This is a genomic window from Mycobacterium sp. 134 (assembly GCF_048282715.1).
Classification (GTDB): Bacteria; Actinomycetota; Actinomycetes; order Mycobacteriales; family Mycobacteriaceae; genus Mycobacterium; species Mycobacterium septicum.
In genome coordinates this window covers 140,953-163,233 of sequence record NZ_JBLVUN010000007.1, presented here as the reverse complement: position 1 = coordinate 163,233, position 22,281 = coordinate 140,953, and the positions used below count along the sequence as shown (strand labels likewise).

The 22,281-nt window shown below is 64.0% G+C and carries 27 protein-coding genes and 1 pseudogene; 9 read left to right on the top strand and 19 right to left on the bottom strand.

Annotation, left to right across the window (positions count from 1 at the left end; translation table 11 throughout):
• The first annotated feature begins 21 nt into the window (after positions 1–21).
• Positions 22–1,575 (top strand): helix-turn-helix domain-containing protein, encoded by a 1,554-nt coding sequence (locus ACNQVK_RS04675; RefSeq protein ID WP_418023051.1) that lies wholly within the window; start codon positions 22–24, stop codon positions 1,573–1,575.
• Between the two features lie 135 nt (positions 1,576–1,710).
• Positions 1,711–2,220, top strand: a complete 510-nt coding sequence (locus ACNQVK_RS04670; protein WP_418023050.1) for a hypothetical protein — start codon at positions 1,711–1,713, stop codon at positions 2,218–2,220.
• Between the two features lie 52 nt (positions 2,221–2,272).
• On the opposite strand, the gene ACNQVK_RS04665 is transcribed toward ACNQVK_RS04670, so the two are convergent.
• From ACNQVK_RS04665 to ACNQVK_RS04645, 5 genes and pseudogenes are all read right to left on the bottom strand, one after another.
• Positions 2,273–2,734: a hypothetical protein gene (locus ACNQVK_RS04665; RefSeq protein ID WP_418023049.1), complete on the bottom strand. Its 462-nt coding sequence runs from the start codon at positions 2,732–2,734 to the stop codon at positions 2,273–2,275.
• Between the two features lie 30 nt (positions 2,735–2,764).
• Entirely contained in the window at positions 2,765–3,139 is a 375-nt protein-coding gene (locus ACNQVK_RS04660; RefSeq protein ID WP_418023048.1) for a hypothetical protein, read from the bottom strand.
• 46 nt (positions 3,140–3,185) lie between these two features.
• The gene (locus ACNQVK_RS04655) at positions 3,186–3,635 is read right to left on the bottom strand and encodes a hypothetical protein (RefSeq protein ID WP_225594383.1); all 450 of its coding nucleotides are present in this window, start codon (positions 3,633–3,635) and stop codon (positions 3,186–3,188) included.
• 785 nt (positions 3,636–4,420) lie between these two features.
• Positions 4,421–5,353, bottom strand: coding sequence for a ParB/RepB/Spo0J family partition protein (locus ACNQVK_RS04650; RefSeq protein ID WP_418023047.1), 933 nt, complete (start codon positions 5,351–5,353; stop codon positions 4,421–4,423).
• 92 nt (positions 5,354–5,445) lie between these two features.
• Positions 5,446–6,201 (bottom strand): annotated as a pseudogene (locus tag ACNQVK_RS04645) (ParA family protein); the annotation flags it as partial.
• Positions 6,202–7,124: 923 nt separating this feature from the next.
• On the opposite strand from ACNQVK_RS04645, the gene ACNQVK_RS04640 reads away from it, so the two are divergent.
• The gene (locus ACNQVK_RS04640) at positions 7,125–7,706 is read left to right on the top strand and encodes a hypothetical protein (RefSeq protein ID WP_418023046.1); all 582 of its coding nucleotides are present in this window, start codon (positions 7,125–7,127) and stop codon (positions 7,704–7,706) included.
• Positions 7,707–7,746: 40 nt separating this feature from the next.
• On the opposite strand, the gene ACNQVK_RS04635 is transcribed toward ACNQVK_RS04640, so the two are convergent.
• Positions 7,747–8,034, bottom strand: a complete 288-nt coding sequence (locus ACNQVK_RS04635) for a hypothetical protein (protein WP_418023045.1) — start codon at positions 8,032–8,034, stop codon at positions 7,747–7,749.
• A gap of 342 nt (positions 8,035–8,376) precedes the next feature.
• On the bottom strand, positions 8,377–8,682 hold the full coding sequence (locus ACNQVK_RS04630; protein WP_418023044.1) for a hypothetical protein: 306 nt from the start codon (positions 8,680–8,682) through the stop codon (positions 8,377–8,379).
• 254 nt (positions 8,683–8,936) lie between these two features.
• On the opposite strand from ACNQVK_RS04630, the gene ACNQVK_RS04625 reads away from it, so the two are divergent.
• Complete coding sequence (locus ACNQVK_RS04625) at positions 8,937–9,326, top strand: hypothetical protein (RefSeq protein WP_418023043.1); 390 nt, start codon at positions 8,937–8,939, stop codon at positions 9,324–9,326.
• A 22-nt stretch (positions 9,327–9,348) separates the two neighbouring features.
• Here the strand turns inward: ACNQVK_RS04625 and ACNQVK_RS04620 are convergent, their stop codons facing one another.
• From ACNQVK_RS04620 to ACNQVK_RS04580, 9 genes are all read right to left on the bottom strand, one after another.
• Positions 9,349–11,280, bottom strand: coding sequence for a hypothetical protein (locus tag ACNQVK_RS04620; protein WP_418023042.1), 1,932 nt, complete (start codon positions 11,278–11,280; stop codon positions 9,349–9,351).
• Between the two features lie 500 nt (positions 11,281–11,780).
• On the bottom strand, positions 11,781–12,272 hold the full coding sequence (locus ACNQVK_RS04615) for a hypothetical protein (protein WP_418023041.1): 492 nt from the start codon (positions 12,270–12,272) through the stop codon (positions 11,781–11,783).
• 85 nt (positions 12,273–12,357) lie between these two features.
• Positions 12,358–12,825, bottom strand: a complete 468-nt coding sequence (locus ACNQVK_RS04610; RefSeq protein WP_418023040.1) for a hypothetical protein — start codon at positions 12,823–12,825, stop codon at positions 12,358–12,360.
• A gap of 196 nt (positions 12,826–13,021) precedes the next feature.
• Positions 13,022–13,543, bottom strand: coding sequence for a hypothetical protein (locus ACNQVK_RS04605; protein WP_418023038.1), 522 nt, complete (start codon positions 13,541–13,543; stop codon positions 13,022–13,024).
• Positions 13,544–13,558: 15 nt separating this feature from the next.
• Positions 13,559–14,215 (bottom strand): hypothetical protein, encoded by a 657-nt coding sequence (locus tag ACNQVK_RS04600; RefSeq protein ID WP_418023037.1) that lies wholly within the window; start codon positions 14,213–14,215, stop codon positions 13,559–13,561.
• Complete coding sequence (locus ACNQVK_RS04595; RefSeq protein WP_418023036.1) at positions 14,212–14,568, bottom strand: transcriptional repressor; 357 nt, start codon at positions 14,566–14,568, stop codon at positions 14,212–14,214. Before ACNQVK_RS04595 ends, ACNQVK_RS04600 begins: the two co-directional genes overlap by 4 nt.
• Positions 14,565–15,044, bottom strand: coding sequence for a hypothetical protein (locus ACNQVK_RS04590; protein ID WP_418023035.1), 480 nt, complete (start codon positions 15,042–15,044; stop codon positions 14,565–14,567). Before ACNQVK_RS04590 ends, ACNQVK_RS04595 begins: the two co-directional genes overlap by 4 nt.
• Positions 15,041–15,214 carry a hypothetical protein gene (locus ACNQVK_RS04585; protein WP_418023034.1) on the bottom strand — a complete coding sequence of 58 codons (174 nt, stop codon included), beginning with the start codon at positions 15,212–15,214 and terminating at the stop codon, positions 15,041–15,043. Before ACNQVK_RS04585 ends, ACNQVK_RS04590 begins: the two co-directional genes overlap by 4 nt.
• A gap of 9 nt (positions 15,215–15,223) precedes the next feature.
• Positions 15,224–16,321, bottom strand: a complete 1,098-nt coding sequence (locus ACNQVK_RS04580) for a hypothetical protein (RefSeq protein WP_418023033.1) — start codon at positions 16,319–16,321, stop codon at positions 15,224–15,226.
• 166 nt (positions 16,322–16,487) lie between these two features.
• Between ACNQVK_RS04580 and ACNQVK_RS04575 the strand changes: the two genes are divergently transcribed.
• Together ACNQVK_RS04575 and ACNQVK_RS04570 are read left to right on the top strand one after the other, a co-directional pair.
• Positions 16,488–17,177: a helix-turn-helix domain-containing protein gene (locus ACNQVK_RS04575; RefSeq protein WP_418023032.1), complete on the top strand. Its 690-nt coding sequence runs from the start codon at positions 16,488–16,490 to the stop codon at positions 17,175–17,177.
• Between the two features lie 53 nt (positions 17,178–17,230).
• Positions 17,231–18,343: a hypothetical protein gene (locus tag ACNQVK_RS04570; RefSeq protein ID WP_418023031.1), complete on the top strand. Its 1,113-nt coding sequence runs from the start codon at positions 17,231–17,233 to the stop codon at positions 18,341–18,343.
• Between the two features lie 34 nt (positions 18,344–18,377).
• Here ACNQVK_RS04570 and ACNQVK_RS04565 read toward each other — a convergent pair whose 3' ends face one another.
• Together ACNQVK_RS04565 and ACNQVK_RS04560 are read right to left on the bottom strand one after the other, a co-directional pair.
• Positions 18,378–18,758, bottom strand: a complete 381-nt coding sequence (locus tag ACNQVK_RS04565) for a type II toxin-antitoxin system VapC family toxin (RefSeq protein WP_418023030.1) — start codon at positions 18,756–18,758, stop codon at positions 18,378–18,380.
• Positions 18,755–19,003 (bottom strand): type II toxin-antitoxin system Phd/YefM family antitoxin, encoded by a 249-nt coding sequence (locus ACNQVK_RS04560; RefSeq protein ID WP_418023029.1) that lies wholly within the window; start codon positions 19,001–19,003, stop codon positions 18,755–18,757. Before ACNQVK_RS04560 ends, ACNQVK_RS04565 begins: the two co-directional genes overlap by 4 nt.
• A 75-nt stretch (positions 19,004–19,078) precedes the next feature.
• Between ACNQVK_RS04560 and ACNQVK_RS04555 the strand changes: the two genes are divergently transcribed.
• Both ACNQVK_RS04555 and ACNQVK_RS04550 read left to right on the top strand, forming a co-directional pair.
• Entirely contained in the window at positions 19,079–19,756 is a 678-nt protein-coding gene (locus ACNQVK_RS04555; protein WP_418023028.1) for a DUF6338 family protein, read from the top strand.
• Complete coding sequence (locus ACNQVK_RS04550) at positions 19,737–19,892, top strand: hypothetical protein (RefSeq protein WP_418023027.1); 156 nt, start codon at positions 19,737–19,739, stop codon at positions 19,890–19,892. The genes ACNQVK_RS04555 and ACNQVK_RS04550 overlap by 20 nt, the downstream gene beginning before the upstream one ends.
• Before the next feature lie 178 nt (positions 19,893–20,070).
• Here ACNQVK_RS04550 and ACNQVK_RS04545 read toward each other — a convergent pair whose 3' ends face one another.
• Entirely contained in the window at positions 20,071–21,081 is a 1,011-nt protein-coding gene (locus ACNQVK_RS04545; protein WP_418023026.1) for a hypothetical protein, read from the bottom strand.
• Between the two features lie 193 nt (positions 21,082–21,274).
• Between ACNQVK_RS04545 and ACNQVK_RS04540 the strand changes: the two genes are divergently transcribed.
• Positions 21,275–22,255: a hypothetical protein gene (locus ACNQVK_RS04540; protein ID WP_418023025.1), complete on the top strand. Its 981-nt coding sequence runs from the start codon at positions 21,275–21,277 to the stop codon at positions 22,253–22,255.
• Positions 22,256–22,281: the final 26 nt, after the last annotated feature.

Here is a 22,281-nt window from a genome sequence, read left to right as displayed (position 1 = left end):
GGCCGAATATGCTCGTGCGCTATGGGCCTCAATCTCGACACGAGCGTGTCGTTTCGGCGCAGCCACCGCCTCGGCGAACTCATCGAAGCGATCTACCACGCCACCTCGACCACCACACCCGAGACCCATTGGCTGGAGTGGAAAAGCACACTGGACTTCACTAAAGCCAAGGACAAGGTCACCGCAGCCAAAGCGATCATCGCCTTCGCCAATCGCGACCCGGCGAACGCAGCACGCGAGTGCGAGGGCGAAGGGTATCTCGTGGTCGGCGTCTCACCTGACGGCGTACTCGATGGCGCACCGGTGCACGACGCCGCCGATCTCGCAGGGAAACTGAAAACCTACGTCGACGGACCACACTGGGACGTGGACTACGTCGAGTTCCAGGGGCACCACGTGCTGATCGTCACGGTCGCACCACCGCGGCCTGGCGATCGAATCCACTCCCTGGTTAAGGACTACGAGAGCTACAAGTCCGGAACCGTGTTCCGTCGCGGCATTTCTGGATCCGAGCCAGCAACCCACCGCGAACTCAACGAACTGCAGAACCGGCTCCTACAGGACCCTCCGGTCTCTGACGGTGAAGCGTTCAACGCCGCGATCGGCAGCGGCAACTACCGGCTGGCCGGCCGGCTGCTGCGCAGCGCTGCTCGCGCTGTGATCGAGACATGCAGCGACCCTGCACAGTTTCCACCCGGCTATTCCAGCCGTGTGCCGGCCGAGCAGATCACTGAGTATGTTCAGATCGCCGATCGCTACTTGACTGCGGTCGCGCCTTTGCTTCCCCTGGTGATCGAGGCCTGCCGGGTGCAAAGCCCTGAACTTGAACGTGAATGTAAACAGGTCGTCGCCGCGCTGGCTGAACCGAGACCGCTTGTCCAAGAGAGTGGTTCGCTCATCACCACCGGCCGGACCCAGCAGCTGGAGGCGTTGGCGGTGCTGCCCGCGACCCTCATGATGTACGCCGGCTCGATCGCGGCGATTGAACATGAAAACTATGGCGCAGTGCGTGCCCTGACCACCGATGCCGCTGTCGAGTATTCAGTGTTTGCGCCACGCAAGGTTGCCGTGCTGGATAAGGCCGGCCCCTGGGACGTTGTCGGCGGCGAACGGCACCTCGGACTTTCCCTGCGCGCCGCCCAGACAGGCGTCCTCACCGACGAGCTGCTGCAGGCTCTGGCCAGCGGTCGCCTTCCACGCCGCCCGGTCTACCCGGTCTCGTTGTTCTTGTTCGATGCCTTGCGGTCCTACTTTCCTGACCACACCGATTCCCAGTACCTCACTCTGTTCGACGCCGCCGAGATCCTGTTTTCCCTTGTCGCCACCGACCTGGCGGCTCAACGCAGCCCGGGTATCGATCAGGCGGAGCTGGGGCTGTTCGTCGTGCACGCATCGGAGAGCCACCCCTTCGAGGACACCAGCACCGCGCAGATGCTCGCCGAAGCCCGCAGCGCTGGTGAGCAGTGGCCGCCTGTACGAGCCGGGTTGTTCGCTGGGTCGGGCAAGCGGCTCCTGGCCGCGGTCGACGCTGTGTGGGCGGCAACCGAGACACAGCTTCGCCGGGGCCCGTTCTGATCACCGTCTATCGTGGCGGGGCGAAAACTACTGCGTGGGTGGGCCACTCAGGGCCAGTAGCGTGGTGACCATGCACCTGACATGCTGCGCTCACACCGCGTCCGACGCTGTCCGTGCCGGCGTGGCGAGGTCCTAGTGAGCGCGTTCGGCGATGCGGTGGCGACCGCCGCCGCAGGCACCCCGTACAAGGTGTCCCCCACCAAGCGCGGGTTTGACGTGGAGCTCGACGTCGTCAACGCCCAATGGTGGGAGCTTTTTGACCGCGCCGGTCTGCAGTCGAGCTTTCGGTGGCGGGTACGCGAACACGCCTCGTATTACACGATTACCGATCGCCAAGTGCGGATGAAATGGTCTGCGGGCATCCCTCGCTTCGCGTTCTCCTGGGAGATGCAGGGCGGGCGGATTTTCGCGTTCACCAGGGAGAAAATCTGGGCGCTCTCAGACCGTGGTCATATTGAGCCGGTGGTCAACTACCGGTTCAATTCGCGCGAGGGTCGTGATCTGATCCGGATGGTGGCCGGCCGCCAGGGGCTCAAGGAACGCCAACCATGGTCGGTCAACCTCGCCTTGGGCGCAGTGCTGGCCATCCCGGTAGGCTTCGCCATCCTCGGCCTCGCTCAGCTGGCCAACCACCTCATCGGATAGCCAGCGTTGTGAATCGCCACGAGCACAGACCTCGCGACCTCGCGCTGGGCTGTTAAAAGAGCTCCACATGTATACCTGCGGAAAATGAACCGCCGAAGGTCTGGATCTCGTTCATGTGGCACAGGTACGGGATCCTTGGTGGCAACCAGTCCACATTGGGCTCGGCGTAGGTGCGCGTAAACAGATTGTCCTGCGCTGGAAGCGTTTTCCTCTGATGTTCGAGGTCGGATCGGGTCTGAATGCAGGCAGGGTCGACGCAGCGACGGCCGTGGGTGAGGTGATGGAGCCCGACAAGGGTCCATTCCGCGGTGGTGCTGTAAACCGCGATCAGGTAGCTGCCGGGATAAGTGCCTGCGATGAGCAGCGTTGGAGACAGGAGGTCGAAGGTGGAGTCGGTGGGGTCGTAGTCGGTACCAGGTGGTGCGAGCCCGGGCAGTACCACCGAGCCCTCTTCAGGCCCGATGAGGTGGCCGATGCGTTCTAGAGCGCTGTCAGACAGTGCAGTTGCGGCCATGGGGCAGGCTCCTTTTCACGCTGAGGGTCGTTATCCGGGCTCGGGCCGGGTCGTGAATACCGAAAGCAAACATCCGAATAGTTCTTCTTCGCTGGTAATCGTGAAATGGTCGGAGTCGTGACGGCTGGCCTGCCAGTGGGCAACGATGCGCAGGGTGAGGTCGAAGGCCTCGGCGTCAGGCATGGGCACGTGTTCGTAGCGCTTGTTGACCCATTCGTCTGTTTCGGTGAGGAACGTTCCATCGTGCCGGCGCAGAACCCAGCACCCTCGTGCCCCGTGCAGCGACAGAGATTTGGGCGATGTGTCGGGCATGACGGAGAAGAGCATTCCGTAAATGATCCTGGTCTCTCGTTCGAGCCATGACCCGATGGCTAAAGCGGACATGTCCGTGCCGTCGAACTGCATTCCCAGCAGTTCGACGTTGGTGGGACGCAGCCGAACTGGGCCCGCGCTAGCGGCCAACGGCGGGCCTGTGGACGAGGAGCTCGGCGTTGCCGGCTGCGATACTTTGCAGGGTTTCCCAGAGCGTGAGGTCGTGCGGTTCTGGGGCGAGCTCGGCGTCCCCGCAAGCCGCGCGGTGCGCCCGAATAGCGTTCAGCGCGGTGTTCAGCTGCGCTTGTAGGCGTCCGGTGTTGTCAGCGGTCTGGGAGCGCAGGGTGACGATGTCGTTCACTTCGGCGAGGGCTGCGTTGACCGTTCTCCCGAAGTTGGTGGCGCCCAACTTCCACGTCTCGTAGTCGGCCTTGGCACGTAGCCATGCCTCATGACCCTGCTGTCCCTTGCGAATGCACTCTGCCTGGAACGTGGTGAGGCGGGCTTTGCGGCGCTGGATGGCTCCGCTGTTGCGGCCGTGCATCGCGATCAGCGCTTGGCGTGATCGCTCGATGAGTGCCGGTGACATCAATTCCGCCCAGACGTGTGGGTCGCGCACTGGGGGGTGGGCATGTTTGAGCAGAATGTCCTCGAAGTCGGGGTCTGAAAGGTCCTGGAGGCTCTGGTTTGTCCCGGGGGCAACGTCCCTGCGCGCTGCATCCGTTCGTTCGTGCGGGACACGGGCCGGCTCAACCACTCCCCCACTCCCCTTTCCTTTTGTCGTGTTCGCTCCGCCGGCCGGTTGGTGTGACGCGACCTTGTCGGACTTCAGGGTTCTAGCTTTGACCGACAGTCACTCACCCCTCACACCCCAATTTTCTTGCGCAGCTGACTGTGAGCCTGAGGCGGTCGTTCAGTCGGTCGCAGCGCCCGGCTATGGCGTAACTGCGGCGAGCCCGAGTCTCGGGCGGCACTGGTCGCCGGTGAACAACAGCTACACGGCTGGGCGCAGAGCCTCGGCCGTCGAAGTCAGCGACCGCCACTCCCCTACTGCTTCTTCCAGCGTTCCGGGCCCGACTACTCGTGCGACCTCTATGCAGGTGGTCTGGGGGTGGTCACGGTGGGGTTGGCCTGGTCGCGAGGCTTGGCGGCTGGCTTGTCTGACCGCATTTGTTCGCCGGACTGTCGGGAATCTGGGCGCTCATCGCCGGGTGTGCAGCCAGCGGCGCCATGGTCCCGAGCCAGGCGCCCGGCGGGCCCTTCACGGCTGAATAGCCCTACTGCACAATGGAATTCGACTCTGATCGCTTGTTGTTGTACGCAGTGCGCCCAAGGGGGTTGGGGCAGTTTACCGCGGTAAACTGCCCCAACCTCTCATTTCAAAACTTTCCGCAGATCGCTTGCTAGGGTTTTCGCGCCTGCTTCGCCGAGGTACTCACGCAACGCTAACGCGAGGCCTCGCGGCTCTGTGTCGAACTTGCGCAGGGCCTTGGTTACTGCCCGAACAGGTGGTCCCGCTTGTTCTGTGTCGCGCTCCGATCCTGGGGATTCGGTGGCGTCACTCCCCTGTTCCTCATCGCGACTGTCTGTCGCAGATCGCCAGCGTGCCACCTGTTTTTCCATGGGGACGCGGGCCAGTGTTCGCGCCTCGCGTACGGCCAGGTCGCCTCGCCGTACTTCTTCTTGCAGTTCTGGGGCGAGTTTCAGCAGGGCTCGGCGCTGCGATACCCACGCCTTGCTCTTCCTGAGGTGATCGGCGGCGGCGTCGGCACTTCCGAACTCACTGACGAGCTGCTCGACGGCTTTGGCTTCCTCGATCACGTCAAAGCCGCTGCGGTCAACGTTCTCTGCGATCACGGCCGTGAGTAGCGTACCGCGGTCCTTCGCGAGCTCGTCCTTGATGACGATATCGAGCTCGGGCCGGCCGAACTTTTGCGCGGCTGCCAGGCGCCGGTTGCCGATGATGACAACCCAGCGGGCGGCGATCGTCGCGTCCGGGTACAGCTTCTCGTAAGCCGCACGACTTACGGCGACAACGGGTTGAAGCTGGAACTCGACGATGGACGCAAGCTCTTCGAGGTCGCCGACCGAATCACGTGGGTTGTTCGGGTTGCCCACAAGATCGCGAAGTGGAACCGAGCGGGTTAAGCCGGACCGGGGCTGTAGGCCGCCCACCTTGGCAGTTCCGTCAACTGACGATTTGTCGCCAACAGCATCGATCAGACTGTCAAAGGAGCGCACACCGCCTTTGGGTCGCGTAGCACGCGACGACGGCTGTGCGGACTGGTTTGGGGTCTCGGTTGCCATGATCAGACCGCCTGCGCCGACATTGATGCCGCCACCGCAGCGATCGACATTTCGGTCGACTCGCCGAGCTCGGTTTCAAGCGACAGGCCTGTTATTTCCTTGGCTAGCTCGTAGAAATCGTCGGCCGCCTTCAGGGCCGGGTCTTTCTTCTTCTCGTCGGTCTCGCGACGCTGTGCCTCGGTGAGTGTGTTCGCGTACTCGGTCACCACGACGCCTTCGTAGGATGCGTTGGTGTGGGTTAGGTAGTGACGGATCACCGTTTGAGCTAACGGCCAGCCAAACGACTTCACGAAGTCCTTCGTCGCATTGAGCCATGCCTTTCCGTTGCGGGTGCTCCAGTTGTTGATCACGACAGTGAAGGGGAGCCCTCGCGGTTCGAGCAGCATTCTGATGGTTCGCGCAGTGGTGTCAAAGCACAGGGGTTCGGTCGTCATTGGGACGATTACCTCGTCGCTGACGTCGAGCACTGTTCGGAGCGCGTCGGCGGAGTATCCGATACCCAGGCCGTCTGCCGATCCGTCGGGGTCGACATCGAACCAGCCTGGGGTGTCGACGAAGACGTAATCGATTCCTGGCAAGTTGTTGAGCTGGCGGATCCATTCCAGGGGATCGTCGTACGCCTGAATAAGGTGGAAGTTGAGATCTTCCACGCGGCTGGCCCACCACTGGGCTGAGCCTTGCGGGTCGATCGAAATCGCGGCCACGCGCGACTGCGGATTGGGATCGACATCGTCGCGCGACAGATTGATCAGCTGGATCAATTGGGCTACCACGGCGGCGAGGTTGACGACGATAGTGCTCTTGCCAACCCCACCTTTCTGATTGACAACTGCGATGACGCGAGTCATGGGGGAGACCTCCGGTTGCTTCATCCGCGAGTGCGGATTACTAGGTCGAGACAGACCACCAAAGAGTACGGTTGCCGCCCGAAAATGGCGTGTCGACACGCTGAACACCGCATAGAAATTCGTGCAGTTTACCGCGGTAAACTGCACGACCGCCGGGTGTGCGATGTCGGCTTCACTAGGGTGGCCACCCAGGGCTAAATCCCCTTGACCTGGGCAAATGCGGTCATCGAAGCGCAGTTTACCGCGGTAAACTGCGCTTCCAGCGCTCCTCGCGAGCCTTCGCCTGCTTGAGTCGCAGTGGTCGGGGCGGTCGCCGGAAAGGTGCTGCAACATCATCGAAAGCTGCCGGTTCTGCGACTCTTCCACACTCCCTTAGCGGGTACCTTTTGGCGCCCCCGATGCGCTGCAGTTCAGCGATCCCGGGGCCTTCCAATGGGGTCGGGCAGGGTCTGGCGCCGCTCGACGACTCGTCCAGGAGGGAACACTCGGGAGGCTCCGCCTCTGGCTCAGGAGGGTTCAGGCAGACGGGCTGCACCCGGCCGGGTGGAGGGCGTTCGCGACCCTTCGGAAGGGTCGGCTTGGAGCCTCCCGCGTCGGCCCTTCGAGGTCGGCCGGGCTCGAATTGCCAGCTCTGATCGCTTTGGTAGCGCGCACACTTCGGAGGCCGGGCCGTCGCCTCGCGTCCGACAGTTCGCGATCACGTTCGTCTGCATCTCAAGGTTGCGCGTGGGGGAGTGATCGGATTGAGTGCACTGGGCGATCGCGTGTCACGAGGCTTCATGTCGCGCGGCGTTTGCGCGCAACCCCGAGCGTACGTGCGGGGGGATTGAGATGCCTGATGCGCGTGGGCCGTATGTGTCTCAGGCCTGTTCATGATGGTTGGTCGCGCGGGTGATGTCGGTGTATGGGTGCAGACTCGTGGCATGAGTAGCTTCGTCGCTGAGGACACGTGGGGGTTGGATATGCGCGAAAGCGCGGGCGTCGTTTTGGCCGCGCGAATCGACCAGCTACGGGAGTCGCTGATTGTGGCCGCCGATCCCGCCGGCCATTGTGGTCCGACCGCGGTGAGGCTCTCGCCCGACGCTGATGTTCCGTGCTGGCTGCGCACTGCGCTCGCGGATGCCGAACTGACGCAGGCCGAGGGCCCGTGGCCGGGATGGGCGCGGTGCTGGTCGGGAGTCGACTGGCCCGGGCTTGTCGCTGAACACCCTGACGATATCGGAGTGGACGAATACAGCCTGACGAGCAACACGGGGGTTGATTGGTCGACGCTCGCAGCGTTTTGGCAGTGGCTTCTCGGCCGGAGTATCGAGGCGTCACTCGATGTGGAGCTGGGGGTTGACGTCGACGATGCACCAGGGCGAGTTGAGCTGTTTCTGTACGCACTGGAGGCGCATGTCGGCAGTGCCCAGGTTTCGCAGGTTACCTCCCGTTCGCCCTGGCCTGACCCTGACTTCAGCGCATGCTCGTGCGGGGGCACGACGCTCAGGTGGCATCTCGCCTAGATGTGCCGGCAAGGGTCCTATGCCGCGGAACCCCGCCGGCTTAGTCGCGGTCGCCGCGGATCAGGTTGGCGTCGTAGTAGTCCGCCGCTGTCATCGCTTCGCCGTAGCTCCGTAGCTGCGCGGTGGCGGTGTTCGCTGCCCGGGCGATCCCCGAGATTGTCGCCTCTGACTCGCCCTTCCACTTTGCACCAGCTCGACCGTCGCCCGCGAGGCTCTCTATCGCGCCCAACACCCGTTCGCCGAGGGCCGCGATCACACCAGCTTCGGATTCGAGGTGGGCTATCAGATCCGGCCCTTCGACATGATCCCAACTGTTCACATCGCTCATGCGTTTAACGCTACGGGCCAAATCTCCGCTGTGCGGACGACTTTCCACGTCGGCCAGATCTATAGACGGTCAAGCGGGGGGAGTCACATGTCGAGGGAACGAAGGAAGGGGACACGGCGCGGGCGATCAGACTCCCGGGCCGGTTTGGTTTGGTTGCGTTCAAACTTGGCTTTCACGACCCTGCAGTGTCACAGTGACGAAATGGCCTCATGGGGCTTAGGTGGATTCCGACAGCGTCGTAATGCAGTTGGCTGGTTGTCCGCCTTGACTGCCTCGTTGAGTGATCGGGCAGAGCCTCGGCTGACGTGACCCATGGGGTGGCCGAACCGCCCCGGCTTGGAGTCAGGACGCGGTTTGCAGCTGTCGGCCGCCGGTGCGCAGAAGATGTGCGAGCTGGTCTTCGACGTTGACGTCGGGTTCGCTGAGGATCGCGAGTACATCGGCCGCGGCGATGTCGTCGATGGCGATGGCTTTGAGGGTCTGGCCGAGTATTTGATCGGTGACGTTGCGGGTCTTGAGCAGCTCTGCGAGCAGCAGTCCGGAGACTCGGAGCAGCTCGGGGGTGGTCAGTCCGTAGCCCTGTGCTTGGCCGGCCAGGAACGCGCCTTCGGTCTTGTTGACACGCACACCCACCACTTTGTCCCGCACGTTCGATCTCCTTGCGTTGGGTTCCGCGGTGTCGCCGCGTGAGCCGATGCCGCTATTTTAGGGCACGCATGTCGTTATTTAAGGACATGCGGGTCGGTGTCGGCCGCTGATGTCGCTATTATGTCGTTAAATAAGGGCATGGTGTTCTTAGTTGCTGAGTCGGGGGAGGGGGCGAGTCCGTCACGACGTCGACTGATCCGCCACAGTTGAAGTATCCGCCGTCTCATGTCGAGACGGTGCCGACTGGTGCGATCGTGACGGTGACAGAGGCTGCTGAACGGCTCGGCAAGGATCGCCGCACGGTCGTCAAAGAGATCGAAAATGGCGTGCTGCGCGGCGGAGCGATGCCACGGCCAGAGCGTTTGCGCTGGTATGTCTATGAGGATGCGTTGCCGTCGCAGCTGGGCCCGGTTACGACGCCCAGTGTCGTTGCGGCGACGGAGAATTCGGATCTCGCCAACGCTCGGGCGGAGATCATTGCCCTTCGGGAAGCGAACCGACTGCTCATTGCAGCCCAGCAAGATCTTCTGGAAGCTGATTCGACCGCGGCCGAACGGTATCGCAGTGTGGCACGCACCTATCTGGATGCGCTTTCACAATTCATGACGCCGGGACACCTCGGGGAACTGACCCGCGAATTCTGAGAAAACCGGCCCCTGGTTGGGATCAAGGGGACAGTATTCGGCCGCCGAGTACGTCGGTGATCAGATCGAGGGCTTCCAGCTCGATATCCACCTCGCCGGGGCCGGTGGTGATCATGGATTCTCGCCAGGCTGCGTGTTCTTCGGCGTGGTCGTCACCCACGCTGGCCGGCGCGAATCCTTCTGGGGGTGCCTGTGGGTTGCGTTGTTGTTCGCGGTCGTCGAGCCATTTGCGCCAGGCTGCGCGCTCGGCTTTGTGCCGGTCAAGACGTTCTTCGCGCAGTTGGTCGAGGTGGTGTTGTCCAGCGATGTCATCGAGGCTGACGTGGCCGACTCCGACTGCTCCCCATCCTGATTTGGTGAGCAGGCCGGCGATTTCCAGTGCTGTGACCATGGTGTCACCGGTGGCTCGCGGTACCGCCGCGGCCGCGTACAGGTCGGCCTTGTTCGTCAATCCGTGATAGGCCACAAGCTCGTACACGTGACGTAGGTGGTGGCCGATCACACTCCAGGCTTCGTGAACTGCTTCCACCCGTACCCGCTGCGCTCGCGCTGGATCCGTATTCACCCGATTCTGGCTGGTCAGAGCATAGGCGTCGGCCTCAGTGCCCAACGCCTGGCGCACCAGAACGATCGGAGACCCTGGTCGTTCGCGTAGGTCGGCAAGCACTCGCCACACGCTGTCCTCGCTCAGAAGCCCTGAGCCGATCGAGAGCGTTCTACCCCCCACGCCTACCAGCCAGGTGCCCGATCGTTGCTCACCGGCCACCAGGGCATAGAAAGCCAGTGCTTGTAGGACCGCCCGGACCGTCCACCGCAACCGTTTTCCAGCGAACTCTGCATCCGCCCATGCCGTTGCGTTGGCAAGCCACTCTCGAAGATTCTTCGGTCCACGCCACCCCTGTGCCTTACCCCCCGGTGAGTATTTCTTTTCTTTGTGCCGCGGGGGAGAGGAATTTAGGACGTTGGTGATGTACCAGTGCTGGGCTTTGGTGAAGTCTCTTTCCAGGGCCGCCTCGGCGCGGTGCTTGTAGCGGTCGTAGGCGTTGCCCAGTCCGGTGTGCCAGCAGCTGCCGGGGGCGATGTGCTCGCGCAGATCAGCGACGCTGTAGCCGCGGGCGAAGGCGTTGACGATCACCGACATGCGGGCCTGGTGGTTGGTCTCCCAAGTCAGGCGCTTGGGGTTCAAGACCCCGTAGGCGGCGAAGTCGGCGACGTCGGCCGGCAGCTCATCGGTACGGCAGTAGGCCGGGGCCAACCGGACGTCCTCCCCAGTGCCTTCGAGAAAATCGTCGATAGGGGCCGGCAGACGACCAGCCGCGGGCGTGAGTTGGGGGGATGGCTTGAATGCCCCGAGCAGCATCTGCAGACGTGGCAGCAGGTCGGGAGCCGATCGGGTGGTGAAGGCCTCCACGGCGTCGGCAAGGCTGCCGTCGAGCTGGCGGTAGCCACCATTCTTATCCGGCGAACCGGGCACGCTGATGCAGCCTTGCTTGGCGCCGGTGTTGGGAGTGATGTCCAGTGTCGGCAGTCGGCTGGCCAGAAGTCGCACCAGCGAGGTTATTTCGTCACATGACGCTGACGTGCCGATCGCCAGGGGAGCGATGAGGTGACGGCCGCCGTTGGTCGACGAGTCGGTGATGAACGCGCCACCGCACGAGCTGATCCATGCCGCGGCGGTATCGAGGTCGGCCTTGACCTGTTCGGCGCTGTGATGCTTGGCGTCGAAGTCCAGTGCGAGGACCTGAGTGCGTCCTTGGGTGTACAGATACACCGCGGCAGAGCGCCACGGCAGAGATTCGGTGAGCCGGCCTGTGTCCGAGAACTTCTCGGTCTGCGTGTCGTACAGCCGCATCTGGGTGCGCCCGGGCGCCGCGATCAGCCGCGCCAGTTTCTTCCACACAAGAGCGGGGGAGACCGGCGGCACGTGACTGGTCAGTGCGGCCGGGGCCGTCATCGGCGAACCGCCGTAAGACGTTGTCGCGAAACGGGTTTAGGTAGATGCCCGAAGGGCAAATGAGAGTACGGCATTCCGGTATTGCGGCTCACTAGGACGTCCTTTATCCTGGAGCCAGCCTTTATTGGCTGGCACCTCTATTCGCTGGTCCCTATTGGCTGGCCCCTTTATCGGGGTTGCTCCGACGATGAGCTCAGAGATTCTTTTGTTGGAGACCTGAGCCGAAGTTGGCCCTTCGGCTCACACGCAGATTTCCCCGCTTCGGCGGGGATTTCTGCGTTTCAGGCCCCGTTCGCCTGCCTTGAGGCGGCATGATGATCGGTAGGCGGCGCTCAACCCCTCTCGTGTGGTACAACGGGTGGGACAATTGTTAACTGTCCGTGGTTGTTGAGCATGCCCTAGCTCGCGGCCGTCGCGGCGATGACACGCCGGGGTCACAGATCGATGTCTACGCGTCGTCAACGCTGTGTGGGCGCAGATTGTCTGGCTCACGGAACCCTTCAGACGGCGTAGTGCGGGCTGGGCAGCCGGTGTAGCGCTTCACCCATGACGAGTGCGAGCGACCGACGCTGACGCGGATCGAACTGGCGCAGCTGCGGAATCGCAGCGCGGAATCTCTGGGGGGACAGGCCACCAACGGCAGCTTCGGCTGCATTCCAGGCACTCTCTGACGGTGCCGGCGCTTGTAGCGCTGCGACGGTGGCCCGGACCCAGCTCAAACCTCGGCCATTGCCGGCCGCGGAACCAGCCGCCAGCAGTGCGGCCAAAGGGGATACTGCGACACTGCACCACATCTCGGTGTGGTCGTGCGCGACCGCAGTTCGAGCAAGCAGGCTGTCTGCCAGCTGCACTGCGGACTCCGGTGTGTTCACCGCGGCCAGCGCGTCACGACGCATCCTCAGTCGCAGACGTCGCCACATCACCCGCACGGTCGCCGGTGGCCTGGCGGGCGACGCGACAGTGCCCGCGGATGTAGCAGATATGTTTGTCATCGGTGTTCCTCCTGTTGTGTCGTACTGTTCTGCCCGGGGTGGGACAGGGCTGAGGGGGCTCGGCAGGTGCAGCAGTTCGTCGCGCTCAACGGGTCTCGGTGGGCGCGTGCGCGTCGATGCGGTCAATAGAGTCCGCCAGCTCGTCTGATCCGGATCCGATACCAAGCGCACCACGGATTTTGGTGAACGACTCGGCTTCCAGAATGGCGCGCAGCAGCACGATTCCCATCGCGGTGGTGGCGACCAGTGCGGGGATCGCCCAGGCCTGCAGGAAGGCGATGATGCCGACGTAGTAGAAAGCCCATCCACAGTCGTGCTGGCACGGGATCTGCGCGTTCCAGTCGATCGACCAGGGCGGATCGAAGGCGACCTGCACGATAGCTAGGGTCACAGAGGCGGTGCCGACGAAATGCAAGCCCGCGAACGCCATGTGCCCCTGCTTGGCCTTAGCCCACAAACCCCGTAACCGCCAGGCGCACAACAGTGTTAGCTCCAAGGCCACCACACCGAGGATTCCGAGGGCAACTAGCTCGATATAGGTGTTGGGACTCATGGGTGAACTCCTTGTTGGGTGCGGACGGTGAGTCGGACAACGTCTTCGGGGACCGTCATGGTCCACCACGGCAAGGGCTTGCTGCGCCCGCAGCACGGGCACGGATCGCCGTAGCGGGTTGACGAGTCGACGCGGCAGTAGCCGCACGGCCACACCGACATCGCCTGTGGTGGTGCAGTTTCCGGCGCCGCCGTCGTCATGAGGCCACCTCGAACAGTCCGAGCTGCTCGCCGCCGAGATACAGCGCGCGGCGAAGTATGCCCGTACCCCACTCGCGGATGCGTTTCTGCTCGACGTCGAGGGCTTCGACCTGGGCGGGATCGAGGTCGTGAACGTGACCAGGGCCGCGGTCGCACGGATCGTGGCCGCAGGCACAGAGTCGAGCCCGGTCGGCGGCGTTGGCGCTGTTGGCGGCGCTGGCTGCGGCCAGTTCAGCCTTGAGCGTGTCGGGCAGCGCGGCGGCGTAGCGAGCGAGTTGGCCGGCGGTGATCTCGACTCGCGGGCCGGCAGGGTTGCGCGACCGGATGCAGTCGCCGCGGATCTCCCAGCCTCCTAGCCAGTTCGGAGCCTCTGGGCTGATCTGACCGGTCGAGCTGGCGCTGGTCATGGCAACGAGTTGGTCGGCTCCCGCAGGTAGGACCAGGGCGTCGACGATCCTCCATCCGCCGACGTGGAACAGAAGCCAGCGTTGGTTTTTGGACAATCCTTTGGGGGCCATCGCAGAGTCCTTCGCTCAGTCGGTGCCAAACCAGGTCGGGGGTAAGTCGTCGATATGCACCAACAGTTGCGTCGGCGCGTGCAGCCCGAAGATCATTGGGTGTTCAGCGTCGTGATCGAGGTCAGCGAGCTCGTCCCAGTGCTCGGCCGCCGTGGCCCAGACCGTCGAGCAGCAGCCGTCACGTTGAGCGTGTGCCAGGTGCGCGGCGGAGATGAATCGTGTTCGGCCGCTGCCACGTTCTTCAATGGCGATTACCGGCAGCTGCGCGGGGTTGAGGGGGTGGTAGTGCAGCTGTTGGCGGTCGATCAGTGAGTACGGGCCCACCGGGTCTCCGTGGTGGCCTGCGCCGGGAACGAACAGCTCGCGGCCGTCTGCAAGATGCGCGACGAGGTCGAGGACTGTGGCGGCGTCTGGGTGACGGGCCAAGCATCGCAGCAGCCCGCTGATTTGTAGGCGGTCTGTCAGATCGTCGAATCGGTGAACCGCGGCTACCGGATGGTCGCAGTGCAGAGTCGCGTGACGCAGCTGATTGCGCTTGTCCCAGTTCACCTTTAATCGGTCACTCTGATAGGCGAACTCGTATCCGCGGCGCCGGCGATGGACTTGCCAGCCGTGCGCGAGGGCCGCGGACCGGATGGATTCGGGCGTGTAGGCGTGATCACTGCCGGTCATCGTGGTGACCCGTTCTGCAGCAGCGGGTGCAGATGCCGGCGACGCTGCGCGGCGGTGAGCTGCCAGTGAACCTGGGAGGCGCCCTCAACCTCGACTCGTTCGATCAGTCGGCGGTCGTGCAGCGCTCGCAACGCCCGGTACACCTGCTCTAGCACCAGATCCGTTGCGCGCGTTGCGTTGACCTGTTTGCGGACATCCCCGGTGCTGACCGGATCCGGTGCGGCGGCGATGACGTCGAGGATCTCCTGCTGCCGGGCGTTGATCTTCGCGCTCTCAACACGAGGTTGGCAGGGGCCTGGTACCAGTGTCAGTGTCGGCCACGGGTGATCGTCTGTGCGGTGTTGGGGTGTCATTGACGGCTCCTGGTGACCTGGCTGCATGCGGCCGGTTCGTGGAACAGGACTTGGTCGATGGCGGTGTCGATGCTGTCGTACTGTGCAGGGGTCTGTTCGTCGATGGCCAGTGACCATCCGCTCTCCCCGACTTCAGAGGTCAGCGTGTAGTCGTGCCGGCCGCGGGCACGGAACGTCCACGACCCGGTGTCGGCGTAGAACGTGAGATGGGCGGCGCGCACGGTTCTGATGCGCAGTGAGGGTTCGGCCCGAAGACTGGGGGAGAGGGCGTCGACGACGGCGGCCTGCCCGCGACTGTCTGCGGCGAAAAGGGTCAGTTGGTGGCCGAGGGCGCGGGTGTAGCGGTGCACGCTGGTGAGCAGCACCGCGCCGTGGCTGTGGTCGGTGAGGCGGGTTGTGCCGTATCGGCGGTCCTGCAAGCGATCTGCGGCTTCGTCAAGAAGGCTCAACGCCAGGTAGAAGTCGTGGCTGCTCATCGGATCATCTCGACGGCTGGCGCGGGTTGTACGGCGCTGGCGCTGGCGCGGGCCGCGGCAAGGGTGGCTGCAGCGCCGAGTCCGAGGACGAAGATGGCCACCAGGACTACCGCCGCGGCGTGCTGTCGCACGGCGTTGGCTGCGTGGACCATTCTCGGGGTGGGGTTCACGGCATACCCCTAGCTCGCCTGGGCGATCGGCTCTGTGGCAGTTGGCTCCTCGCCGCTGTGGTCGGGGAGCTGCTCCCTCCACGCGCGCACGTCGGCCTCCCAATAGCGGATGCCACCGCCGCTGACCCAGGATTTAGGGCCAGTGCCCTTTTTGTGATGGGCACGCAGCCGGTTGTGTGTCAGACCCGTAATGAGCGCGGCACCAGCGAGATCGCATTGGCCAGGCTGCAATTCCCGCGGCCGAAAGACCCCCTGGTTTCTGAAACCTTGATGGTTGGCGAGATGGCGGACAGTGCTCGGCGCTGACCACCCCGGCTCCGCTATGTCGGGACTTTCGAACAGGCTCAGTTGGCGGGCCGTGGAGTGTTCGACCGGACGCCTCGGGTGCGGGTAGTTCGCAGCGGAGCGATGGTGGTTGCGGCGCCGGCCACCGGAAAGGATCTGGCTGCGCTGGCGCCGGCTCATCCACTTCTCGATGTCGATGACCCAGTAGCGCACCTCACCGGTAGCGGTGCGCCACCATTTCGGGCCTTTCCGCAGGCGGCGCAGCTGCTTGAGGTAATCCTTGCTCAGGCCAGTCAATTCGGCGGCGCCGGTCTGACCCACGTGCCTACTGCTGATGTCGTCGGCGCGCTCGATGACTGCGGTTGTGCCGCATGACCTCTGAGCGGCGGCCGGCCGGGTAGTTCTTGCCGCAGCGGAACCCTGGCGGTCGGCTATCTCGGGCTGGCCGGCGGATCCGTGGTGGGCGTGGTAGCCGCGGGAACCGGCAGGGCCCGGCTGCGTAGTCGGATCAGCCTTCGTGGGCTGGGGCCGCTGGGCAGCGATCGCTTGGATGTGCTGGACCGCGGCGCGGCGGCGCTTGCTGGTGCCGTGTTCGTTCTGCGCAGGCAGGGCGACACCGGCAACGACGCCGTCGATGTTTTGGACGTTGGAAAGGACTTCTTGGGCGCAGGCCACACGTCGGGGGCACAGGCGCCGGCACGCCGCGATGGCTTCGGCGTTATCCGTGGAGTCCCACAGTTGTGGGTTGGCCATGCACGGCGGCAGGACCGCCGACTCGGTGGCCGGTGATTTCGCAGCGTGTGTAGGTGCTGGTCGGGTCATGGCTGGCGCCTTCCGTATGAGAAACACCGCGTTGATTCCATCCCGCGATAGTTCGAGACTATAGAGCGAACCCTCTAACTATCGCAATAGATACTTATGCGAGTCGTGTCGCGACAACAGCTACGCATCGCCCAAATAGGCCAAAGCTGCGCTATAGACTGGCGCGGTGTCAGGCTCTGAGGTCGATCCCGGGATTGAATTCGCGGGCGCCCAGTTCGAGTCATGGCGCAAGAAAAAGGGTGTTACGCAGCGACAATTGATGAGTGAGAAGGTCATCTCACACGCGGCGCTGCGATCGTTCGAGAAAGGGCACGCCTGGCCGCGCGAACGCATGCGCGCCCGACTGGAGCAGCGACTGGAGCTGACACCGGGGCAGATCGCGGAGTGGCGCTATAGTTACGGCGCGCCCGCCAAGCAGAGCGCGATACCTGGACGTATCGACTTTATGCTTCCGGCGTTGGAAGTGGCGGTGCAAAGCATCGCACCGTCAGTCGCTGATCTGCCTGCTGCCGATGACCCGAAGTACTGGCCGGCGGTGGTAAAAACCCTGCGCGACGTGCGCAAAATCGACAGCACAGTGTCGGCAGTGGCGCGGATGTCACCTTCGGAAACGACGATGGGGTTGCTGCGTACTGTGCGCGACGCCTATGACGACGTTGTGCGGGCCGCCGGGGCCGCGCGTCCCGACGAGTACGGGCCACAGCTGTATGTCGCGCGGACGGCGGCGCAAATGTCGGTCGCTGAGGCCGCGGCCGCGGCTGGCGTGTCCGACGAGGTCATCGTTGCGGTCGAGTCTTGTCAGGTCGAAGCGCCGCCTGAGATTCGGGCGTTGCTCGCCCGAATCGGCCCCGGCTGATCAGCAGTTTTTGGGGTGTGGGGGGGTTGCTGGGGTGGGTTTAGGTTCGGGTGGTGACGTTGGATTTGGTGGTGGCCAGAGTGGCCGAGGCGTTGGGCCGCGGGCACTCGTTGTTCGCAGCAGCACCGCTGGACGCTGGGGCCGGATTGGCCGGGTCCTCCCAAACATTGTCGACGTTGTCGAACAGGATCGCCGCCTCCCCGGCGTCACTGGGTAGCCAGGGCCAGTTCGCCAACGCCTACGGCGATGTAGCCCAACAGGTTTCAGCACGCCTGTCAGGAACCGCAGGCATGGACGCCAAACTCTCGGGATTGGTCAGCGACGCCGCCAACGCCGATGCCGCCGGCCGCAACCAAAGCGGCCAGGTGGTCAACGCAGCCGCCAGCGACACTGCCCGCACCGCCCCCTTCACCAACACCCCAGCCGGGGACCGAGCGCTGCTGATGGCCCTGCGCGACCGTGTCAACGAGCAACGCCAAGTCATCGGGGCCTACAAAGCCCGCGATGCCAAACTGGCCGCAATGGTGCGCCAGCTGGGCTACCAACAGCGTGCCGCCGGCCGCGGCGGCGGTGGTTTCCCCGCAGCGATGTCGGGCTTGGGCGGGATGCGCCCACCCACCAGCGGCGGCGGGGGATCTGGCCTTGGCGGCTTCTCCCTACCCAACTTCGCCGGACTCGCCAAAACATCACCCGGCGCACACAACAGCGGCGCACCGATGGGACGTCCACCCGACAGCGCGGGCGGGTTGCTGACCCGCAACTCGACACCGCGGGAGGTGGCGGCCCGGATCGTGTGGGAGGCATGGCGGCGCGGGTACTCGCGCGAACAAGCGACTGCGATTCTGTCGACCGCTTTGCAGGAGAGCGGGCTGCGGCCTCACGCCAACGGCGGGGCAGGCGCCTGGCACGGCATTTTTCAGCAAGACACCAGTTATCCGGGCCGCGACGATCCGAACCGTAATATCGGCGAGTTCTTCAGCCGACTCGGGAGTAAGGGTGGTCCCGGCTCAGCCGACATCTGGAAGTCGATCTTCTGGTTGCAGCAGCGCCCTGGCGATTCGTCCGCTGACCTGGCCTACGCGCAGGGGCGGCAAGCGTATCTGACCGAGATTCAAAGCCAGTTGTCAAGGGCCCGAGCACTTTACCGCGAGATCGCGGGGACGTAAGCGACGCGACCGACGACGACGACGCGTGATCGCGTTAGATCGAGACAATCTCAATCAGCTTGTCCAGGCCAGTGAAGTCGCCTCCGTTGCGTGTGTAAAGCCGAGCCGAGTGGGCGTGGGCAGTGGCTGCGATAAGCAGATCCATCGAACGTGCTCGTGGCTGGCGGCCGGCGTCGACGACCGCGGCCGCAATGTGCCCGTAGCTGGCTGCCACCGCCTCGTCGAGGGGCAGGGCGTCAAAAGTGCGTTGTAGCGCCAGAAGTCGACGGAGTCGTTCAGCCCGAATCTCTCGTTCTTTGGCCACGAGTACCCCAAAGTGCATTTCGGCGAGCGTGATTGAACTAATAGCCAGTTGCCCGTCCAGCGGGCCGATGTCCGTGGCGATGACCACGCTCGTATCGAGGATCGCTCTCACGTCTGGTTCCACGGGTCGCGCAGTTCATGGGAGATCGTGTCGCGGTCGCTATCCCAGGCTGGGTCGCTGGGGCCGCGGAACAGTTCGGCGATGTCGGTCCACTTTCGCCAGGCCCGGGGTGCTGCGGGCACAAGCCGGGCGCTTGGCCTGCCTGCGACGGTGATAGTGAACTCCTCCCCCTCCTCGACGCGGCGCACGAGGTCGGAGGCGTCTTGCCGAAGCTCACGCAGGCCCACGCTTTCCATAAGCCAATGCTAGCACATGTGCTACAGGCAGTCGGTTGAACGATTACGCGCTGGTAGTCGGGTAGTTTCCCGGTTGTGTTGATCAGTGGTTGGCAGCAGGCGCTGACTGTCCTGGCCATCGTGATCCCCGGCTTCGTGTATCAGGGGGTCCGATCGCGGCTGCGCGGGCCCATACCCGGCGACCAGGATCTCGGCTTGCGGCTGATCCGGTCTTTGGCCGCCTCGGGCGTGTTCGCACTTGTTTACGTGGTGGTGCTGGGCCCGTCGGCTGTTAACCGTGCCCGCACCCCTGCCGAGGCGCTCGACAACCCTCGCTTGACCGCGCTGATCCTGCTCGCTTTGGTGTTCGTGGTGCCGTCCGGGGCCGCGGCGGCCCTGCATTACCGTGAAGTCCGCAGGCTCTACCCCGGTGAGCCGTTCCTAGCGAGATTCAATTTTTACAACCCGACGCCAACAGCGTGGGACTTCGCTACCGCTCATGTCAGGCCCGGGTTTGTACGGATCCTCACCAAAGACGGCCTATGGGTCGGCGGCTACGCCGGACCGTCGTCGTTCTACTCGACGTATCCCGAACCGCGGGAGATCTTTGTTGAGCAAGCTTGGGAGCTCGACGGGGATGGCGTGTTCGTCGGACCCGTGGATGGCACGAACGGAGTCTGGATCAAGTGCGACGACGCCCCAGTCGTGCAGTTTCTCGTGGATACTGGAGCACAAGGCCAAGAGGAGTCCAACGATGACGAACAACAACACTGACGGGTGGATCCCGCCACGGGGCGGCGGATATCGCCCTGGCAAGAACACCTCGACATCGACGGCGTCGACGGGCAGTAAGAAGTCCGCAACGCCTCCCAAGGGTGGTGCCGGGGTCTCCAAGGCGTCCCGTGGGTAGCGAGGAGCGCGGCAGACAGCCACTACCGCCTCGTAAGTCGAACGAGACGTTCGGTAGGCAGCCTCACGCATCCCACAAGGGGCCTACTCCGGCGGCGGGCGTGCCCACTCCTCCAAAGGGCGGCAGCGGGGTTCAGAAGAAGGGGACGTAAGGGCCTTCCCCGGTCTGATCAATGGGGTCAGTCGACCGGGGGTACGGCAGCTTCGTTGCGGCCCTCTAACCACCACAAGGGATTTCGCCGTTTCAGCAGTGTCATACAGACGACGACTGCGACCGTCAAACCGCAGGTGAGAAGCCAGGTCCCTCCTGGTCCAACGAGATTGGTCAGGCTGTGGGTTGCGGCTGTCGTGACCGTATAGGCCAGCACGCACCGGGTCACAGACATCCCCATTGAGATGGCTTGGCGGCCCACGAGCAACGCGACCATCAGTGCGGCGCCCGACCAGATGGCCACCCATCCGACCCACCACAGCGTGGTGGCCTGCTCGGTGTAGTACAGGTGCAGGGTGCTGCGCGCCAGGACGTTCACCGCCACGGCCGCTGCCATGGCGGGCCAACGCGAGAATGCGAGTAGAGCCAAGGGGATCCCCGTAAGCACGATCTCTTCTTCGAACCCGGAGACCACCTCGTTCGCCAGGCGAAAAGGACTTGGGAGCGCATCGTTGGTAAGTGCGTCGCACCACGGCTCGATCCCGAGCCGCCGCAGATACTCCTGGCCGAGCAGGAACAGGAACGCGAATGCCAAACCGGCTATCAGCGCAACCGACCAGGCGCGCGGTGGGCGATCGACCTGACATTGATTGCTTCGAGACGCAACGAGAATCGCTGAGAGGATGAGCGCGGCTATGGCGGCCGCGAGGATCCTGTCCAGCAGGTCCAGCGCGGGTGCGATGCCGCTGAGAGCCCTGCAGGCTGCCGGCCACAGCCAGTCGTGCACGCTCCAGGTCAGTTTGGAGCCGAACACCGCGAACAACGCCGCGGCGTACATGAGCAGCTTGGCCCCGCTCCCTGCAAACAGCTCGAAGACGAGCAAACGGCGCACCATTACCACGGCGGCGACGCGGAGAATGGCGATCGCGAATGCCGGCAGTGGGTCCCGACTGGATATCGCCAGAAGCAGGACCGTATCGACTAGTACGACACCTATCGCAGCGCCAAGGAGAACTGCCACTGCCCGTTGTCGGCTCATGGGCGAACCTTAAGCGCAAGTAGCGACACCGAGCGGTCACCGTGCGTTCGATCCAACGCGTTTTGGGGTGTGAGAGGGGAGGCAGTCACCGGATACGTTTGAGTCATTGTTCGCGGGTGCGCACAGAAGATGCTGGTCCGCAACGTGATTGGCGAGGTTTTCGCTTCAACTCAAGGCAGTTCGGGAGAGACCGATGGCGATGATCGATGTACCTGTACGTAACGGCGCGCAGACCTCAGATCTGTCGCCGAGTCTGCTCGATGACACAGGCCCAGAGGATCCACACGGTTCGCTGTCTGCCGAGCCCTCACCCGTTGCCGAGCCGTCAGCACCGGCCAAGAAGAAGCGGCGCGTCGCGCGCACCCGCTGGGGCAACTTCCGTAGCCGGTGGGACCGTCTTCAGGAACGTAGCGGGTTTGACTTGACGGAGGCCGACCAGGCCGCCCGCCGGGCGGTGGCGTTCTTTCGGGGAATGCTCGTGGCGGCGACTGTCATTTCGATCGTGGCCAACGTCGCCAATGCGTGGTTGACCGCGCCGCTTGGGCTGCGGGTGGGCGCGGCGATCGCCGCGTTGGTGCCTCCGGTGTTTCTGTTCGTGCAAACCCACGCGGTCTTTTTGACGATCCGGGCACGGCGCTTCGGGCCGGCGTTCTGGCTGTCACTGTTCGTGACGATCGTGATCGCAGCGTTCGCGTTCAAGTTGAGCTACGGGACGATCCGCAATCTGGTGATCATGTTGGGAACGCCGATCGAGGACGCGGGCCTGTGGCCGTTGGTGATCGACTTGTCGGTTGTCGGCAGCACGGTGTCATTGTTCGCGATGTCGCGGCGCCTGCCGCCACCTCCTCTGCAGGACGAACACAGCGGTATCGAGGAGATCGCTCTGGCGGGGGTGGGGGATGGCAGTGCCCTGTCGCCGACCGAGCGGCGCATGTTGTGGGATAGGGCGGCCAGCGTGGTCAAGGAGCGAAACCCCGAGGTGAACGCGATCTCCACGCGACCGGTGGGGCAGATCGCCGATGTTTTGAGGATGACGCACGACGACAGGATGCTGCAGCGCGACATCGTCGACATCACTGGTTTGGGGGTTTCGATTGTGAGGGTCATTCAGCGTGCCGGCGCTGACGTGTTGCTGCGTACTGATCCCAAGGCGATCGCTGAGGCCGACCGGTGATTCCCGACCACCGCTTTTTTGGGGTG

Bases quoted from the DNA above. Each gene is read 5' to 3' on its own strand.
- ACNQVK_RS04675 (WP_418023051.1), top strand. From the start codon at position 22: ATGGGCCTCAATCTCGACACGAGCGTGTCGTTTCGGCGCAGCCACCGC.
- ACNQVK_RS04665 (WP_418023049.1), bottom strand. From the start codon at position 2,734: ATGGCCGCAACTGCACTGTCTGACAGCGCTCTAGAACGCATCGGCCAC.
- ACNQVK_RS04660 (WP_418023048.1), bottom strand. From the start codon at position 3,139: ATGCAGTTCGACGGCACGGACATGTCCGCTTTAGCCATCGGGTCATGG.
- ACNQVK_RS04655 (WP_225594383.1), bottom strand. From the start codon at position 3,635: ATGTCACCGGCACTCATCGAGCGATCACGCCAAGCGCTGATCGCGATG.
- ACNQVK_RS04650 (WP_418023047.1), bottom strand. From the start codon at position 5,353: ATGGCAACCGAGACCCCAAACCAGTCCGCACAGCCGTCGTCGCGTGCT.
- ACNQVK_RS04640 (WP_418023046.1), top strand. From the start codon at position 7,125: ATGAGTAGCTTCGTCGCTGAGGACACGTGGGGGTTGGATATGCGCGAA.
- ACNQVK_RS04635 (WP_418023045.1), bottom strand. From the start codon at position 8,034: ATGAGCGATGTGAACAGTTGGGATCATGTCGAAGGGCCGGATCTGATA.
- ACNQVK_RS04620 (WP_418023042.1), bottom strand. From the start codon at position 11,280: ATGACGGCCCCGGCCGCACTGACCAGTCACGTGCCGCCGGTCTCCCCC.
- ACNQVK_RS04615 (WP_418023041.1), bottom strand. From the start codon at position 12,272: ATGACAAACATATCTGCTACATCCGCGGGCACTGTCGCGTCGCCCGCC.
- ACNQVK_RS04610 (WP_418023040.1), bottom strand. From the start codon at position 12,825: ATGAGTCCCAACACCTATATCGAGCTAGTTGCCCTCGGAATCCTCGGT.
- ACNQVK_RS04605 (WP_418023038.1), bottom strand. From the start codon at position 13,543: ATGGCCCCCAAAGGATTGTCCAAAAACCAACGCTGGCTTCTGTTCCAC.
- ACNQVK_RS04600 (WP_418023037.1), bottom strand. From the start codon at position 14,215: ATGACCGGCAGTGATCACGCCTACACGCCCGAATCCATCCGGTCCGCG.
- ACNQVK_RS04595 (WP_418023036.1), bottom strand. From the start codon at position 14,568: ATGACACCCCAACACCGCACAGACGATCACCCGTGGCCGACACTGACA.
- ACNQVK_RS04590 (WP_418023035.1), bottom strand. From the start codon at position 15,044: ATGAGCAGCCACGACTTCTACCTGGCGTTGAGCCTTCTTGACGAAGCC.
- ACNQVK_RS04580 (WP_418023033.1), bottom strand. From the start codon at position 16,321: ATGACCCGACCAGCACCTACACACGCTGCGAAATCACCGGCCACCGAG.
- ACNQVK_RS04560 (WP_418023029.1), bottom strand. From the start codon at position 19,003: ATGGAAAGCGTGGGCCTGCGTGAGCTTCGGCAAGACGCCTCCGACCTC.
- ACNQVK_RS04550 (WP_418023027.1), top strand. From the start codon at position 19,737: ATGACGAACAACAACACTGACGGGTGGATCCCGCCACGGGGCGGCGGA.
- ACNQVK_RS04545 (WP_418023026.1), bottom strand. From the start codon at position 21,081: ATGAGCCGACAACGGGCAGTGGCAGTTCTCCTTGGCGCTGCGATAGGT.
- ACNQVK_RS04540 (WP_418023025.1), top strand. From the start codon at position 21,275: ATGGCGATGATCGATGTACCTGTACGTAACGGCGCGCAGACCTCAGAT.